Here is a 15,570-nt window from a genome sequence, read left to right on the forward strand (position 1 = left end):
CATTGGGAACGGAAGGAGTGATGCCGTGCAACACTCGTTCTTCATACCGGCCTAGGCGGCAGAAGCCATAGGTTCTCTAGGCGCCGCTTTAGGCTGTTCCCAGCTCGCTCCTGCGTCCGACGTCGATCTGATCTCGAGCGGCACCAAGCGAGATTCGCGCGGCCGCCTATGCAGCAGCTCATTGCTCGGCCTTACCCATGTCAACCTCTTGCACGCACGGCGGTGATTGTGTGCTATATTCGATTCCAGACTATTCTATATCAGACTATTGACATGCTTGCCAAGTTTTCTTACCTCTAAATGAGAACACAAGGAAAAGCATGGACGATCTATCAAAAATTATTGAATGGCTGCTGCGTCTCGCCACCAAATGGGTAAAGGTCGTGATGACAGTGGCTTGCATTTCTAGTCTCTCTATTGCGCCTCTCATGCTCGTTGTAGGAATGGCAGGAGTAGCAGAAGGTAAGCAACAAGAAATCGCTCAGGCTTGGTCATATATTGCGGTATCCCTTTTCTTTCTTTTCTCTTCGCCAGTGTTTATCTACAGAATATGGTCCGGGAGGTGGGTCTTCTATACCAAGTGGAGGGTAAGGAGGGAGCTTTCTAGGGAAAATTTCTTCAAGCCTACGAAATAAGCGATAAATCATTGAATAAATTTGCTTTTTCATAATTTGTACGGTAGTGTACAAATAATGCTTGACAAATTAATTTAATTATGGGTGAAAATATGAGCGACTTTTTGAATTATACTGCTGGTTTGCATGTCTTGGAAAAGATGGGTTCCCAAGAGCGTGTCATTGATCGCCAAAATCAGGACTTGAAGAAAAAGAACGAGGCAATAAGTGATGCGAACCATCGTGCCGGGATGGCTGAAGCCGCTGGCTCATTTGCCAAGAAGGAAGCGAAGCGCTATCAGGAAGAGCGTGATTTCTACAAAGATTTGCTTGCTAAGCCCTTTGCAGAAATCGCAGCTCACGATGGGCGCTTTCGTGAAACCTACGAGAAGCAGCAGGAGATGTTGGCCGATTGGATTGCTTCTCAGCGTGCGTTTCGTGAGCTTGCTATGAAATATGGTAAGTTGGCCGGGAAAACACCAGAAGAGATCAAGGCTGAAGGTTTGGCAACTGAAGCAATCATTCTTGCGGACCAATCTCAGTTTGGTAACACCGTGAATGAAGCCACCAAGGTTGCTGTTAAGCGCAAGAAGGCTCGTGAGGAAAAGGTGGCTCATTCCGCCTGAAAAGAATAAGTTTTGCTATACTTCGCATGTTGCCGCTTATGAAAGCACCTTCGGGTGCTTTCATTCATCTTGACATTCGCTTGGGGCTTTGTATGATCTTCTCGTAAAAAGAGAGGATGTATGAGCATAACAAGAAGAATGAGAGCCCTGTTCTGGAAGTTTTGGGCCGACACTGACGAACCCGAGAAAAAGGAATATTGGATAAAAATGGCTGAAGAGAGTTTTGTCTTTGAGGGTTCAAAGCTAGGGGCACTACTTCCCGAGCAGATCAGCGGTTTTGTATATGGACTCTATGAACCAATCGAATGGGATAACGATAGGCAACCTATGCAGTATCGCGCAGTGCTTGTTATCGTATTTCTCAACGGGGCATCGGAAACCGTGCCTGCTACGGATGAGAACATCCGCATGGCGACCGAAATCAAGAAGCTGAAACTGAAGGCAACACCATGATCACTCGTATCATCGATTCCAACCACATGACTTGGCGAAGACGTTTGCCTTCATGTGAGAAAAACAATGGAATCCAACCACAAGACGACGTCTGACCAATACGTTCAATTCCTGTTTGAGAATGAGCCAATCGCGTTCCTTGTCGACACAAACCTCACCCTAGGTGATATCTTCATCGCCTTGGCATATCCGAGCCTCTATGTGGAAGTGGGCGGGCAGAAGATCGTTATCGACGCTCAGCAACCGGACTTTCACGCCGGGGCCGACGAATACCCTCTGTATGCGTTCCTGAGCCTCTATCCTCAGTTCGCAGAACAGATCGTCCGTTGCCACCCGACTATCACAGCACTGTTCCAGCAGTACATGGAGAAGCAGTGGGATGAGCTGACAGGATCGGGGGACAGCCAAGAATTCCTAGACGGGGAGGCACGGCGTGTTCGCTGCATTTACTGCCTGCCAGAGCTAAAGAAACAGAATTAGGATTCGAATGAGGGGAGCGCCGACCTCAAATTTTTCTCTGGCGCATTTGGAGACCATCATGGATCATCTGACGCACGAACACCTCTTGGCCACTCTGGAAAAAATTGGCCATGTGCTGACTGAGCAGGGGTTTCAGAAGGGTACTTTTCAGATTGGGTTCAATCCGAAGTCGTTAGATGAGAAATTGAGTTCAATTCAGGCGGCGAGTGAGACATCCGAGGAAGCCCCAATCATTACACCTCAATTTGAGTGCCATTTTGGTGGATGCGGAATGATTTGTTGCACATTCTAAGTAGTTGACACCTCAGCAGTCCGAGCACCTTCGGGTGCTTTTCTTTTTCGATGAGATGACCGTGAGCATGAGCTTCACTAGCCGTATCAAGAAGGAGATGACGGAAGGCATTGTCAGAGCGATCTTGGAAGACGCTCAGTATCGTGTCATTGACAGCGGGATAGAGAAGGTGCTCAGGGAGCTCTCGTGCCTCACCAGTGCCGAGTACGGGGCTCTTGGCTACCCAGACGCGATGAGCCACCTCCCTGACTTCACGGTCATGAACCGGGAGCAGACCACCAAGCAGCTTGTGGAGGTCAAGTATCGGACTAGCTGGAAGAAAGAGCTACTGCTGGAAGTAGAAGACCAGGTGAAGATCTTCGGGGAGATCGTGCTGGTGTCAGTGAATGCCAAAGCTCCCGATCCGAACGGCCACAACTTGCCAGCCCGCTTCTTGCGCTGCTGTCGGCTCAAATACGACGGAGGGATATACAAGGTGGAGCTCAACAGGCAGAACAAAGACAAGAGCACCTACCAGGTATGGGAGCCAGTGAAGGCGCTCAATGATGGCACCTGGTTGTGGTGGGCAATGCGGCCGCTACACGAGGTCTTCAGTCAGCTCAAAGAAGACAGTAACAAGGACACCTTGTTCCATGCTGTAGAAGCTCTAGCGGGTATCCTGGAGCAATAAGAAAAGCACCCTGTGGTGCTTTTCTGTTTACAATGAAGCTTCCGCTTCCAAGTGCAACCGCCTACTTGGATTCCATAGTGAAAACTATGCAAACCAAAGCGGAAAAGGAGAAGGTCATGAACAAGAAAATGACCCGCCTTCTAGTGAGATTGTCAATTGCTATCTTACTTTTGGTATTGGCGACACCAGCTTATTGATGAAATCCTAGCGGACGTATAGCGACGGACAATTGTCATAAGGCCACTTTCAAGTTACCGCTTGAGGTGGCTTTTTCATTATATGGATAAAAATGTCTATGTCAAATCATAGGCGACAAAAAAGCACTTCCCTTGAGTGCTCTTTGTGGATGTTTCACGAGCTCCCGCTCACATTGCCTCACTCTCGCCACCACTCATAATAATGAAAAGAACATGTGTGGCAATTACCAGAATTTCTTCTGTTTGGCAGGTGGGTTATAGACTGGAGCATGCTCATAAATGTCTGGTCCCGCCTTGATGGTGCTGATTATGTCTAGATCGCCGCCGTAAGTGTTTGCAAGGTATTCCAACATTTGAGGGTCGGCTGTGTAGACTTGTGGCTTCTCATCCACTTCCATTGTCACGCAGATTGAGTTGCCCACTCTTACTGCTCTAACGTCTTTGACTCGGGTTGTGTCAAAAATTCCAACTCCAGCGGATTGAATAACAGGTATTCTGTTCATTCCTATCATATAAATATCTCCTTGATTATAGTGTCGTGTTGGCGAGGTTCGCGCAACCGATACTTATTAGGTAATATTTTTCGAATAAATCAACTATCAAATTTGATAGTTGACAGATTGTTTGCGAGGGGGTGTCGAAAATGTTTCGATTTTTTGGGGGCTATGCCTTGGGTGAAGTCAAGAAAAAAGCACCCGAAGGTGCTTGCGCGGTTAATCTTTTTTCTGATCATCTACGCCGCCTGAGGTAGGGGCAGGCTCAAGAGGCTTGGCCAACTCTTCCTTGTAGAAGGATTCCGCTTGCTTCATGAGGTCGGTTCCTGAGGCACCCGTAGCAACAGCTCTATCAAGGACGTCCTTGGTTCTGTCTGGACCGATCCTGCTCTGCATTCTCCCAATGGTTGCCATGACGGACTTGGCCTTCTTACCATCGATCTGACCTTCGGTAGTGCGAGCCGCTGGTATCGCAAAGTTTCCGAACTCTCCACTACCTAAATTGCGTTCCATAAGCTTCTGTCCAATGTCTGTGGCAGCTTGAACAGGACTGCCACCATAGTCAGCATGATCGTTTGCAGCAGATTCAGCGAAGGCACTTTCGAAGTCATTTCTGCCATGTTGAGGATCGGTGTTGACAGCTCCAATCAAAGCAGCAGCATAGGCTTCGCTGTTTTGGGCTGCTCGTCTCAACTCTGCATAGTTATTCTTAAATAGAGCACGAGGGTTGACATTGGCCTTCATGCCGTCAAACTGATTTTTGAAGTCAGCAGCACCTTGACCTGCTTCGCCTTCAAGATTTTTGTCTCCGGCGAGCGCTCTTTCTTTTCTTTCATTGATTTTATTGTCAATGAAGCTTCCAAGTTTTCCGCCACCTTTTGAGATACCCTTGGCGGCTGCACTAGCTGCAAATCCGCCTAAAGCAGCACCAGCGTTAGCGCCCTTGTCAGCAGCTTGTGAGAACTCACCAGCGAACTGACCTAATTGCGCTCCTGTTGGCCCGCCAATCCACTGTAGTAGCTGATCAGGAAGCTGGAACATTAAGCCAAAGCATTTTCTTATGAAAATGAACATAACAATGAAATAGACCAACGTTCCCATTGCTAAGCCAACTACAGCGCTAAGGCCGGTGAATGACCCTGTGTTCTGAGCAAACACCTCGAAGAAGGTTTTGTTGATAAATTCACCAATTACGGCAGAAATAACGATTGATGCTTCCATGCCGAAGATCATAAGAACTGGTCTAAGAAGTAGTGATAGGACTAGGGTATAGCCATTGCCACCACGTCCGGTTAGATCATCCCCATTTGGATGAAGGTGCATGATTGCCCATAAAGGTGCGGCAATAATGGCTTCAATGACTAGAAGAACCCACCCAACAATACAGCCAATCCAAATAATAAAAGGCATGTTAGGCAAGATGTACTCGGTTCCCATGGCAACACCCATGAGAAGCTTGACAGGTACATCTACGAACCAACCCATCATGCTGACCACAGCGCCAACTAATCCAGTTGTGCCTGTGACTGCTCCTATAATTCCTGCGCCAAGGATCGCAGTGACTAAGCCAAGCATAATGTTTTTGCATGTTGCAATTAACCTGTTTCCTAGGTCATTGGCAATGATAAGTGGGTGGCGTGCATCATTCTTTAATTCGTAAAGATTCACCCCTGTCATGGATTCGGTAATCTTGGCCTCTATTTTTAGCCACAAGTTGCTTGTTACTTGAGTTTGACCGCCTGCTTCTTTGTCGTTGGTTTCGATTCCGAATGAGTCTGTTGGAGTTGAGTTTTTCGCGCTTGCTAACACTAAGTCGGCCGCACGAAGATACTTGGCTGCATCATCAAAAATAAGAGCATCCATTTTTGGTGATGTGAAATCGCTGGTTGCTGTTGAGCTGACTGACTTGTTGATTCGATCATTCATTTGAATGATTCTAGTAAACCAAGCGCCAGCTAGTATCCAGCCTTGATTGCTGGCTGAAGATTTGATTTTTTCGTAAGCATCGCCAGTGGACAAAGCATCCGCAGTGGACTTCACACCGCTAAGATAGTCGTCTGCTGCTTGGCTTATTTGTGCGTAGTAGGCAGCGGCCTGCTCAGGTGTCATGGAAACGCCTTCGCCACTTTGAGCAGAAGCTAGAACTTGCTTGGCTAGGCTATCCATTTTGTTTACTAATGAGTCTGTCTGGGTATTTTGTGCCTTATTGATAGCAGACACATCCATTGGAGCGAAAATGGTACCTAAATCGCCAAGGTATCCTGCATTGGTAGAAGGGCTAGTGCTGGCGACAGTGGTGTCTATGGTCGTGTCCTGAGGATAATTGACAGCACCACAACCGTTTCTTCTTACGCTTGAAGATGCATCTCCATAAACATAGCCTTGTGGTGTTTGAATTTTGGAGTAAGAATATTGACCCCATTTCAATAGAGAATCGGATTCAGCGATTGCTTTGGCGTAGGACTGATAGCAAATAGAGGATCTAAAAGCGTCTTGTGCTACAGCGAGAACTTGTGCTCTTGCATTGGCTACATTGGTGTTGGCTGCTGAAGTAGGGTTGCTCATATATGCCGACCACACACCATCAGCTAATCCAATGCCTTGGACAACAAGCCACATAACAAGGGCCTGCATCACACAATAACCACCACCAACTACGGGAAGGACTAGGGCAGTACCTATTGAATATCTGACGGGTATCCACACTGAAGAGAATTTCTTTCCCAACATCTCTCCATCGTGCGCTGTGTTCAGTGTCCCGGCCAATATGGTGTAGGCCGCTAAAATCCCACCGATAATCAAGCATCCGCCATTGAACATTTTGATACCGGCAAGGAGCGGATCAGAGCCGCCACCACTGTCTAATAAGCCACCAAAGATTGCTCCTAGCACCTTCATGGAGACATCGCCAGCGGGAACATCAAATAGATTGGAGGCAAATGCTAGGCTAGGTAGCAGCATTGCTAGTAGCGTGATTGCGCTTTTTCTTATTTTTATCATCGTCGTCCCTTTTATTTTTGTTGTGCAGGGATATTTCTCCCTCTGTATACAGGTTACAAGGGAATTTGAAAATGTCAAAATAGTGGGCAATAAAAAACTCAGGCAGGTGCTGCGTGCCTAATGCATTGCTTTTCGTAGTACAATAGGTGTCGATTTGTACCGTTCGTAATAATTATAGGGGTAATATGTCAGTCCTCAGTGATCTCATTAGTCTGAAGGGGCTTGTTACGGTAACGGCCACCTTTGCACTCACTATCAAATCCTTGCGTCTTACTTGGAACGTCAATAAGAAGAACGTTCATGTGAATGGCAACAATAACGCTGTTTCCGTTGTCTACAACGAAGCCCTGGCGCCGGCGCAAAAGAGTTTCAGGTATCTCTGGAATTTGTTAGCTATCGCAGTTTTTCTTGCTTATCCATTGGCGGGAGCGGCGTTCAATTCTTCTATCAGAATTGTGGCATGCATTGGCGTTCCCATTGCCTTGGGTGCAGCAATTGTGCATTGCGTGAGATTTGGTTTTGGGCGCAGGCTCTGGGATCTTTTTTATGTGATCGGAGCGGGCATCGTGTGTTGGCTAACTTGGTGCGCGACACCTTTCTTGGAATACACAGCGAGCCAAGCAGCGTCGTTGTATCCCAATATACGTGCTGCGTTAGGTTTGTTCTCTGGTGGCACTTCTTTGCTGGATCTGAGCTATGCGATAACCAAAACTATTGGCTATCCACTGATCTCGGTTATCGGATTTTCCATGCTCTTCCTGTCAGTTCTCTATTTGGTCTTCGCATTCCTTACGGAGCGGACATTTGATGGGGCGCTGAAATTCTCGGTTTCTCAGGTCGGCATGGGCGCGTTGGGCTATATTTTGGCTTGCAATCTGTTTGTGGCGATGTTTTTGCAAAATTTCGCTTACATAAAGGCTGTGCTGCTCACTCCAATCGAGCCGTTCTTGAACTGAAGGCGGTATTCGTAAAAAAAGCACCCGTTTGGGTGCTTTTTTGTGTCTATCCGTTCTTAGTAGGCCGTAGTGGCATTCAATGGGAGGCGGAGCCCGATACTGTTTGCCTGTCGCTACTTTATGTTCGGAAAAATGCGACGCGCCATTTCCCATCGCTCAGTTTTGTTTTCCAGATAAGCCAGTTTAATGGGATGAGCGCGAGAAATGCGAATTTGGCAGAGAAGGTTACATGAGCATTTGTGGATACATCGCCATTGGCATGCATCAGGTAAACTGCTGTAAACAGGGCGGCTAGGAGCCACGTGAGGAAATTCAAAAGAGCCAATACAACTATGCTGCCAATTGAGCGGCCGAGGTCGAAGTACAAAGGGCGATTATTCTTTTTTGGATCTTGCATACTACCCCCTATTCAGTAATTTTTAAAATTAGGTCGCTGACTATAACACGACACAAATGTGTGTGCATGTGTGAGTTGACCAGTTCGTGCTGGAACCGCTTGGTCCATGCTCCAACAACGTACACTCGCGCATAGTTTCCCCAATTCATATGACAAAGCACCCTTTCGAGCGCTTTGCGTCACACAGCTTGAAGATAGATCGTCAGTTGGTGATCCACATGCCTACGTAGCCCGTCTTGGAAGTGTCAGTAGGGATGCCGCGCTCCACGATCAGCGATTTGGCAGAAGAGCCGGAACCGATCTTGTATGCAGTAAAGTAAGTGTTTGCGCTTGGGCTCGTGACCGCACTGCCTGAAAGCAGGGCGCTGAACTGAGCAGCCGTGATATTGGCCGTACCATTGTTGAAGGTGACGTTGCCGCTGCTGTCCACGGTCATGCTTGCTGTGGAGGAGTCGGGAGCCGAATTCTGACCTTGGGGGTTGCCGGCCGCGCTTTGATATGAGCAGTCCTCGATGTTGTAGAGGGTCTGCCCAGCAAGGTCCGCCGCATTGGTGACTTGGGTAGCCTGATTGGTGCCGTCGCTTGTGCTGATCGCGGCCCCCACATAGCGGCTCTTCGTTCCCGTTCCCACCGTGCCATTGGACGGCAGGGAATCGCACAACATGATCACGCTGCCTTGAGCGCGATTCGTAATGTAGAAGCCAGACGCCGACATGCTGCCTTGGGTGGCGTCAGTAATCGTCAGATCCGTATTCCCACTATCCAGCGCCAGAGTGCCGCCATTGGCCGTGGCATTGGATACGGTGCCAGCACTGCCCGAAAGGGAGGACTGGGTACCGTATTTGTAGAGGGCGTACTGAGTTGGCTTCAGGCTTGAGCTTGTGGTCGAGCCCCCCGTCGATGTTGAGCCGCCTGAGGTAGTTCCAGAGCCATTGCTGGAGCTGTCAGAGCCGCCATTACCACCCCCGCACGCGGCCAGGACGATCACCGCACCAAGAGCCACAACCAGTGTTTTTTTCTTCATGTTGCCCCTTGCTAAGTCGTTGATATCTATACTGAAACCGAGGAATAGTCTGAAATCGACTATTCTGGTCGAGACTATAGCATGCCCGGATGCTATATGGTCAACGGTACGAGAAGCTCAGACGTGTCCTGAGGGAGGTGCGCCGCGAAGCGAATCTCACCCAGGTGCAGCTTGCTGAAAAATTGGGCAAGGGGCAGAGCTATGTCTCGAAGCTAGAGAGGGGCGAGCAGTACATGGATGTGCTTGAATTTGTGGAATGGTGTGAAGCGTGCAGTGCTGCACCTGGTAAGGTCATAGCGAGAATCTGACCATGAGAACCGGAGGAGGCTGTCTTGCGTTTGGAGTTACTGTGCTTGAGCGTATGCCTTGTCGTCTTTATTCTTGGCGGAATCAGGCTTTATAAAACCAAGAATCCACTACATGTCTTTGGATTGGGCATGGTAATGGTGACTCTCGGGCTGTTTTTCTCAACGGTTGCTTTTTACGGGAACGCATCCATCAATCAAGAGGCGCGAGACTATCTAAAGAATATATTCTTGCTTTATGCTGGAATAGGCGGCAACCTTGTTGCAAGCTGGGTGTTGATGACGAAGTAGATTGTTTTAGAGCCTCTTTCGTCCTCGCTCTTTGATAAGGTGGTCGCATACTGCAAAAGTGATTTTCGTAATCACATAACCGACAATTCCTCCAAGTAAAATTGAACAGAGATCAGGGATGCTCATGGTTTCTCCTATTTGCTTGTAACATGTAATTGTTATTGTGGGTTTTGTCAATGGCACTATCAACCGCCTACGAGACAAGAAGGAGGAGAGCATGGAACCCTTGGAGCAAGCAGAACAATTTAAGTTGAATTTCGTTCCAGAGCAAAGCGATTCTAGCCTGAGAGTATTTAAAGGTGATCAATGGTTGCTGAAGGCAGTAAACGGAACCGTTTTGGGGGAATTTAAAAATGTCAAGGCAATAGCATATCCAGATCACCATTCAACAAAAATCGTATTGGAATTTGACTGGATCTGTCATGGTTGGCGAACGGTCAAAGGAGGGGAGCTTTCCATTAGCCTTCTCACCATTGATGATGTTGCTCTTGGATCGATAGATTCGCATTCTGGCTTTGCGGGGTGTGGTAATTTCCATCAAAATGTGCCTATGCAATGGAACTCGGATAGCGTCTTCCCCAACATAAAAGCAATAATGGTTCGTTTTTCTGCTGCAACATGGGAAGGATGCTGACTGTAATGCCTAGCCCCAAAGAAAAAAGACCCCTGGGGAGGAGTCTTTCGTAACCAATATAGTGAGTCAGGGTGGGCTCACGATTTAACATATGAGGTTTAAACCATCACTAATTATCTATTGGAATTTCATTTTGTCAAGTGGCGGCGCTGACGAGGGAAATAAATTCTTCTGTTGACATTACATAATTTGAGCTAAAGGGGGCGGGAAATTTATCATTTAGCAGCGCAATCGTTCCCTTCAAGGCTTCCTCTGTGCCCTTATCGCTTGTTACAAGAGTGTCTTCTGAGTTTAGATCCAGGGTCAGTGATATGTAGGCATCTTCGCAGTCATTGCGATCAATATTTAATGTGGATTCTCCAGCCGGAAGCTTGTTCGCATAAATATAAATGCGGTGAAGGATATAGCCGATGTACGGGGCCGTTGCGAAGAGTGTCTTTGCTAGGAGATTTGGATCTGAGTCGGTAGATGACTTGCTGGAATGCAAAAGGATTCCAAAGAGTGCGTCAGCAGTCAAGTTGTGGCTGCCGTTTAACGAGGGATCTAACCTCATTAAGTTAGCCAAATCTTGAACACTTTTTACATAGTGCTCTTCTTCTTCATGCAAAATCCCTGCAATCTTTTTCCCTCCATCCCTACAAGAGGCGATGGCTCCATCGGGATATGTCAGAGTTTGCGTTGCAAAGTCCTCCAGTGTTGGCGAATCCTCCACCTTCTTGATCAACTGCTCCAGAACAATGCGATCCTCTTGGCGAGTTGCGTTCACAGGTGCTTGATTCTGTTGGGAGAGAAGCCAAAAAGGATCATCTAGAATTCTCAATTCTTGGCACTTCAAAAAATTGCCACGTGAACGCAAGTATTTTTCGTTGTTATCAGAATCATTCAGGTGGCTGGCAAGCTCAAGGACTGATAGCGTTGATATGGCAAGGTCGACCTTCTGTGCCACCGTTTTTAGAGTTTTTCTCGGAATGGCGCGTATAGCCGATGTATCTAGAATGTACATCTGTTCTCCTGTTTAAGAGGGGCGTGCAAGATGAGAGGCAGAGGTCAATAATAGCACGAACAAAAAAGCTCGAAAGTTGCTATCTTGTTTTCGATGAGCTGTTGGATTTTTATATTCCAAGGTACTTGAATTTAGCAGCTCGTTTGGGGGATATTTCGTAACTCGATTTTTCTTCTGTGCGGCTGGCTTGCATCTTGGTTGCATTGAATTCCAGCGTTATGATGTCTATCCCGCCACTGCTATTTAACCTGGTGGTGATGGACGCGAGGTGGGGTAGCTTCAATAGCTCCATTATTTTTTTGACTCCCTCCTTTATCCCGCTTGTTTGGCCATACTGAAGATATAGCCCATTATCCAGATCTTCTTGGCAGTGGAATTTATTTCGCAAGTTCTGAATTTTGCTTGCTGGATTGCGTTTGTTCTCCTGATTTGGCATCCTTCCTCCTTTCTAGTTGTTCTGTAAATCCTCCTGGAATAACAGCTATCGTCAACTATCAAGTTTGATAGTTCCAAAGTAAAAAAGCACCCCGGAGGGTGCTTTTCTTTCTGCTGATCGCCATGGAGCTTACGCTGCCGCTGCTTCCTTCTTGGTAAACGGATTCGCCGGTGCCGGGTCTTTCGGATTAGCGATGGCGTGAAGCAACGCCTTCAGCTCTGCCTTGCCTTCTTCGGTTTTGAAATACTCCGTACCTTCCGGCGTGTAGAAGGGCTTCAGACTCTTCTCATCCTTGCCGTGTTCAGCCAACACCTTGGCAATCGTCTGATAGGGTGCCTTCAGGCTAGAGGTCGCTTGCTCATAGATGCGGCCTTTGTGGTAGTCAACGCCACGCGGCGTGCCCGGAATCTTGATGAGGATGGGGTTAGCATCGCTGGGACGAGTAGCACGCGGCTTCGAGCCTTCGGCTTTACCGCCTTTACCCTTGGTTGCCTTCGGGGCAGTCACACCGAGTTGGTCGGCCGAGAAGTGATGGATGGCTTGCAGGTTCACCATCAAATTCAGAGCGGATTCCGGTGTGAAATCAGCCGGGGTGAAAAGCTCCAGCGCCGAAATCTTCAACTCCGTTACTTGCTTCTTCAGAGCTTCGATCTTGTTGTCACGTTCAGCGAAGATCTTGCTGTTTTCTTGAAGGAGGCTCAGATACTCCTTTTGCTCCTCAGGGCTGAGGGCGTAGCGGTTTGCATCCAGTTCTGCGAAGCGCTCTGCCTTGGCTTGCGTGAGGAAAATGTTGCTCATATATGCAGCTCCAGTGTGTAGATCAGGAAGTTGAGGATGTTGGTCATATCAACAACTCACTCAATCCATGTGTTTGTTGATGGAGGTACTTTATGATGAAGGAATGGAAGAGTCAACATAGTTGACCCTTCTTGATGAGGAATTTTATGATTGAGAGGGCTTGTGTGGGAGGGTGCTTTCTAGCTTGTGATGCAGATGGTGAGCGTTGACCGATTGTGTGAACTGAACAGAAGGGTCTTTCACTTTGCTAACGTCAAGATCGTTGTCGAGAAGAAGATACATGAACTCGCCAAAGCCAAAATCGGTACCCTTGAAGTTAGCAAGGAGGTCGGCTATTCCAAACTCCGCTAGATTGTCACCAACTAACCGCTTCGCCTTCTTGTTTGGATCGCCGCCGTTGGCTAGGGCTCGTTTTGTCGGCTGATAGAGGTCGGTCAGTGAAGACGCTGCCATATTGTTGTATAGCCAAGCCGTGAGATTTTCTTCTGGGGTGGAGTAGTGCTCCACGTACTCCATAACGAAACCTTCTACTACTTCGGGTGGGGCGATCAGGGAATCAAAGAAGGGCATCGGTTCTGCTTGATTAGAGCAGATGAGGAGCGGGGTGGGAGGGAAGAACTCTGTGTCAAAGATCCCTTCCAATCTATGTAGCCTCACATGGCTTTCAGCCGTGGAAGCTACCGTGAGGTTGTCTAGCCAATCCCTGACATCGCCTACACGATAGGCAATGTTCTTGGGTTTCTTGATGAACTTGGGGCCCTTGCCGCTTACTCTCCATTTTTGGAGGGTGCTGATCGATTCGTCAATCCATTCGGCAAGAGCTTCTTCGCTGATGAGTTTGGAGTCAGGGTAGCTGTCGATCTTATCCTCACCCTTGCTCATGGAGTGAGAAATAGTCTCCAAAACAGCAATCAAATGATATGGGGTGAGGGTAGTATCGGGAGGCAGGCTCTTGAGCTTAAAAATGAACTCATCAGGTGTCATTTTCTGATTTCTCTGGCAACGTGGCAGTGAGCTTGGCTGCTTGGGATATGAAGAAATCCTCCACCTTTTGCAGCGCTGCCTTAATCTTATCGTAGTTCCGCATGAGGTAGTGTTCGTTCACATCGTTCATCTTGTGCTTGAGCAGGAAGTTGTACGTACGCTCGTTGATGTCCAGCCAAGTTGCAGCCGTGCCCCATGTACGGCGCAGATCGTGATGAGAGATCAGCTTGCCGGAGGCTTCTGCAATGTTCTTGAAGTGAAACTTTGCGTCCTGAGGGATATGCCCTGTTTTGCTATCGGCATAGCCGAAAACGTAATCGTTGATGGCGAACTCTTTGCGACGCTTCAAAATTTCCAGGGCAAGGGTCGATAGAGGGAATTTGTAATCGTCGCTATTTTTTGTTGCATCATAGTTGACCTCTTCTAACTGAAAATCAACTTGGTCCCATTTTAAATTGGCGATTTCAATCGAGCGTCCGGCCTGAAGCAGTGAGAACAGGATGTAATCACTTGCTACTTCATTGTGCTTGCGATAGGCAATGAGTGCATTCCACCATAGAGCGAATTCTTCCTTTCGGAACTCAACCATATTGGTTCGTTTTTTGGTTTTCGTCCATTTGTGATAAACGGACAGGACATCTACGGGGTTGCGGAAGTTTTCCTTTATATCTAGTTCTAAGCGAGGTATGACAAAGTTGTAGGCTGAGCTCAGATACTTGAAGCACATTTGATGTGTGCGAACCAGAGGAATAAGCCCGTCCTTCTTGGATACCCGAAGGGGTTTGGCCAATTCAAACATATTGAAGCGGTCAAGAATCTCTTCGCGTGTGATGGAGCGAAATGGGCGCTCCAGCCAGTCAGACAATTTGGCTTGGCGATCAATGATCCATTTCCCTTCTTCCTTGGGGTCCTTCTTGAGCAGGGTAATTATCTTTTCGCCAAAGTAGATGTGGCACTGCTTTACCCCTTTGATGGTCCCTTTCTTGCCACCCTTGGTCTTTTCTAGGTGTTCTTTGGTGTACTCGTCCAGCAGCCATTTCACAGTTTGTGCGGCATATTCCTCAGACTTCTGCTCCTCAGCTTTCTTGGCGCGGATTTCTTCTAACGGGTCGATCCCGGAGGACAGCTCAGCGAGCTTCTTGCTCGCAACCTTGCGTGCTTCGTCCAAAGTAATCTGACCGTACTTCCCAATCGTCACGCGCTTGGGAGCTCCGTGAGCGACCCGCTTGTATACGATGAAGGTCTTGGCTGTCTTGCCGATACGAAGAGCAAAGCCGGGGAGGGTGGTGTCATAGATTGTTACCTGCTTGCCATCTTCGCAAAGCGGAAAGCTCTCAATTTCCTTGATCGTGAGCTTGGTCTTGTTGGGGTAGCTATGCACGGTTGCGAGTCGCCTTTGAGGTAGCCTAGAAGGGGGGGGATCCTGTAGCCTTGATTCTGGCGCAAGGCTACGGCATGTGTCTAGGCTACACGCTAGGCTACGCGAGGGTGGCAAAGAGTGGCAACGAACGGCAAGCACTGGAAGCGAAAAATCCAGCAAAAACAAGCACTTGTGGAATTTTGGTAATGAAATCAAGGGCCTGAAAGGCTATGAACAGCGGACTCATAATTCGTTGGTGCCGGGTTCGACTCCCGGGGGGCCCACCAGATTCGCTTCCACGGTCGTCCGGGGAAGCCTCGAAACCCGCGATGTCGCACGGCGTCGCGGGTTTTTCTTTGGTGCGCCGCCCGAATGTGTCGAACGTATTGAACGCGTTCGTGCCGGCGCCGCATGTCGCATCTTCGCCACCGCGGAAACACCGAAAGCGTGCCGCCCCGATATCAATCGAAGTATGCTGTAGCGCGATCCGGTCGCGCGCCGGTCCGTAGCGCGCGTACCGTGGACCCGTGCCGCGCTCCGTCCGGCAGCCAGCCAG

The 15,570-nt window shown here is 48.3% G+C and carries 17 protein-coding genes and 1 tRNA gene; 10 read left to right on the top strand and 8 right to left on the bottom strand.

All coding sequences use genetic code 11. From position 1 onward, the window contains the following. Window positions 1-320 precede the first annotated feature (320 nt). The 6 genes from WS95_RS34995 (at window position 321) to WS95_RS20985 (ending at window position 3,135) form a co-directional block, all read left to right on the top strand. On the top strand, window positions 321-635 hold the full coding sequence (locus WS95_RS34995) for a hypothetical protein (RefSeq protein WP_156444528.1): 315 nt from the start codon (window positions 321-323) through the stop codon (window positions 633-635). 92 nt (window positions 636-727) lie between these two features. Beyond that, complete coding sequence (locus tag WS95_RS20970; protein ID WP_059825509.1) at window positions 728-1,240, top strand: hypothetical protein; 513 nt, start codon at window positions 728-730, stop codon at window positions 1,238-1,240. Between the two features lie 138 nt (window positions 1,241-1,378). After that, window positions 1,379-1,693 carry a hypothetical protein gene (locus WS95_RS20975; RefSeq protein WP_059825513.1) on the top strand — a complete coding sequence of 105 codons (315 nt, stop codon included), beginning with the start codon at window positions 1,379-1,381 and terminating at the stop codon, window positions 1,691-1,693. A 66-nt stretch (window positions 1,694-1,759) separates the two neighbouring features. Next, complete coding sequence (locus WS95_RS35795) at window positions 1,760-2,173, top strand: hypothetical protein (RefSeq protein WP_059825516.1); 414 nt, start codon at window positions 1,760-1,762, stop codon at window positions 2,171-2,173. Window positions 2,174-2,231: 58 nt separating this feature from the next. Continuing rightward, the gene (locus tag WS95_RS35000; protein ID WP_156444529.1) at window positions 2,232-2,465 is read left to right on the top strand and encodes a hypothetical protein; all 234 of its coding nucleotides are present in this window, start codon (window positions 2,232-2,234) and stop codon (window positions 2,463-2,465) included. A gap of 67 nt (window positions 2,466-2,532) precedes the next feature. After that, window positions 2,533-3,135 carry a hypothetical protein gene (locus WS95_RS20985; protein ID WP_059825664.1) on the top strand — a complete coding sequence of 201 codons (603 nt, stop codon included), beginning with the start codon at window positions 2,533-2,535 and terminating at the stop codon, window positions 3,133-3,135. Between the two features lie 421 nt (window positions 3,136-3,556). Here the strand turns inward: WS95_RS20985 and WS95_RS35005 are convergent, their stop codons facing one another. Further along, a complete protein-coding gene (locus WS95_RS35005) occupies window positions 3,557-3,844 on the bottom strand; it encodes a hypothetical protein (RefSeq protein ID WP_156444530.1) in 288 nt (95 codons plus the stop codon). A gap of 201 nt (window positions 3,845-4,045) precedes the next feature. Then, a complete protein-coding gene (locus WS95_RS33785; protein WP_257139910.1) occupies window positions 4,046-6,787 on the bottom strand; it encodes a DotA/TraY family protein in 2,742 nt (913 codons plus the stop codon). Between the two features lie 224 nt (window positions 6,788-7,011). Between WS95_RS33785 and WS95_RS35010 the strand changes: the two genes are divergently transcribed. Then, on the top strand, window positions 7,012-7,782 hold the full coding sequence (locus WS95_RS35010; protein ID WP_156444531.1) for a hypothetical protein: 771 nt from the start codon (window positions 7,012-7,014) through the stop codon (window positions 7,780-7,782). Between the two features lie 599 nt (window positions 7,783-8,381). Here the strand turns inward: WS95_RS35010 and WS95_RS35015 are convergent. Next, a complete protein-coding gene (locus WS95_RS35015; protein WP_156444532.1) occupies window positions 8,382-9,203 on the bottom strand; it encodes a hypothetical protein in 822 nt (273 codons plus the stop codon). Window positions 9,204-9,292: 89 nt separating this feature from the next. On the opposite strand from WS95_RS35015, the gene WS95_RS21005 reads away from it, so the two are divergent. Together WS95_RS21005 and WS95_RS35020 are read left to right on the top strand one after the other, a co-directional pair. Continuing rightward, the gene (locus tag WS95_RS21005; RefSeq protein WP_059825528.1) at window positions 9,293-9,511 is read left to right on the top strand and encodes a helix-turn-helix domain-containing protein; all 219 of its coding nucleotides are present in this window, start codon (window positions 9,293-9,295) and stop codon (window positions 9,509-9,511) included. Between the two features lie 505 nt (window positions 9,512-10,016). Beyond that, complete coding sequence (locus WS95_RS35020; protein WP_156444533.1) at window positions 10,017-10,433, top strand: hypothetical protein; 417 nt, start codon at window positions 10,017-10,019, stop codon at window positions 10,431-10,433. 136 nt (window positions 10,434-10,569) lie between these two features. Here WS95_RS35020 and WS95_RS35025 read toward each other — a convergent pair whose 3' ends face one another. From WS95_RS35025 to WS95_RS21025, 5 genes are all read right to left on the bottom strand, one after another. After that, window positions 10,570-11,436, bottom strand: a complete 867-nt coding sequence (locus tag WS95_RS35025; protein WP_156444534.1) for a hypothetical protein — start codon at window positions 11,434-11,436, stop codon at window positions 10,570-10,572. A gap of 109 nt (window positions 11,437-11,545) precedes the next feature. Beyond that, a complete protein-coding gene (locus tag WS95_RS35030) occupies window positions 11,546-11,872 on the bottom strand; it encodes a hypothetical protein (RefSeq protein ID WP_156444535.1) in 327 nt (108 codons plus the stop codon). Window positions 11,873-12,001: 129 nt separating this feature from the next. Beyond that, on the bottom strand, window positions 12,002-12,670 hold the full coding sequence (locus WS95_RS21015) for a hypothetical protein (protein WP_059825535.1): 669 nt from the start codon (window positions 12,668-12,670) through the stop codon (window positions 12,002-12,004). Window positions 12,671-12,814: 144 nt separating this feature from the next. Next, on the bottom strand, window positions 12,815-13,654 hold the full coding sequence (locus tag WS95_RS21020; RefSeq protein WP_156444536.1) for a helix-turn-helix transcriptional regulator: 840 nt from the start codon (window positions 13,652-13,654) through the stop codon (window positions 12,815-12,817). Further along, entirely contained in the window at window positions 13,644-15,035 is a 1,392-nt protein-coding gene (locus WS95_RS21025; protein WP_059825541.1) for a tyrosine-type recombinase/integrase, read from the bottom strand. The genes WS95_RS21020 and WS95_RS21025 overlap by 11 nt, the downstream gene beginning before the upstream one ends. Before the next feature lie 195 nt (window positions 15,036-15,230). On the opposite strand from WS95_RS21025, the gene WS95_RS21030 reads away from it, so the two are divergent. Then, window positions 15,231-15,301: transfer RNA gene (locus tag WS95_RS21030), tRNA-Ser, on the top strand. Window positions 15,302-15,570: the final 269 nt, after the last annotated feature.

Source organism: Burkholderia sp. MSMB1826 (assembly GCF_001526325.1).
GTDB lineage: Bacteria > Pseudomonadota > Gammaproteobacteria > Burkholderiales > Burkholderiaceae > Burkholderia.

Bases quoted from the DNA above. Each gene is read 5' to 3' on its own strand.
- WS95_RS35030 (WP_156444535.1), bottom strand. From the start codon at position 11,872: ATGCCAAATCAGGAGAACAAACGCAATCCAGCAAGCAAAATTCAGAAC.
- WS95_RS34995 (WP_156444528.1), top strand. From the start codon at position 321: ATGGACGATCTATCAAAAATTATTGAATGGCTGCTGCGTCTCGCCACC.
- WS95_RS35000 (WP_156444529.1), top strand. From the start codon at position 2,232: ATGGATCATCTGACGCACGAACACCTCTTGGCCACTCTGGAAAAAATT.
- WS95_RS20970 (WP_059825509.1), top strand. From the start codon at position 728: ATGAGCGACTTTTTGAATTATACTGCTGGTTTGCATGTCTTGGAAAAG.
- WS95_RS35025 (WP_156444534.1), bottom strand. From the start codon at position 11,436: ATGTACATTCTAGATACATCGGCTATACGCGCCATTCCGAGAAAAACT.
- WS95_RS21005 (WP_059825528.1), top strand. From the start codon at position 9,293: ATGCTATATGGTCAACGGTACGAGAAGCTCAGACGTGTCCTGAGGGAG.
- WS95_RS35015 (WP_156444532.1), bottom strand. From the start codon at position 9,203: ATGAAGAAAAAAACACTGGTTGTGGCTCTTGGTGCGGTGATCGTCCTG.
- WS95_RS21020 (WP_156444536.1), bottom strand. From the start codon at position 13,654: ATGACACCTGATGAGTTCATTTTTAAGCTCAAGAGCCTGCCTCCCGAT.
- WS95_RS35795 (WP_059825516.1), top strand. From the start codon at position 1,760: ATGGAATCCAACCACAAGACGACGTCTGACCAATACGTTCAATTCCTG.
- WS95_RS33785 (WP_257139910.1), bottom strand. From the start codon at position 6,787: ATGCTGCTACCTAGCCTAGCATTTGCCTCCAATCTATTTGATGTTCCC.
- WS95_RS35005 (WP_156444530.1), bottom strand. From the start codon at position 3,844: ATGATAGGAATGAACAGAATACCTGTTATTCAATCCGCTGGAGTTGGA.
- WS95_RS21015 (WP_059825535.1), bottom strand. From the start codon at position 12,670: ATGAGCAACATTTTCCTCACGCAAGCCAAGGCAGAGCGCTTCGCAGAA.
- WS95_RS20975 (WP_059825513.1), top strand. From the start codon at position 1,379: ATGAGAGCCCTGTTCTGGAAGTTTTGGGCCGACACTGACGAACCCGAG.
- WS95_RS20985 (WP_059825664.1), top strand. From the start codon at position 2,533: ATGAGCTTCACTAGCCGTATCAAGAAGGAGATGACGGAAGGCATTGTC.
- WS95_RS35020 (WP_156444533.1), top strand. From the start codon at position 10,017: ATGGAACCCTTGGAGCAAGCAGAACAATTTAAGTTGAATTTCGTTCCA.
- WS95_RS35010 (WP_156444531.1), top strand. From the start codon at position 7,012: ATGTCAGTCCTCAGTGATCTCATTAGTCTGAAGGGGCTTGTTACGGTA.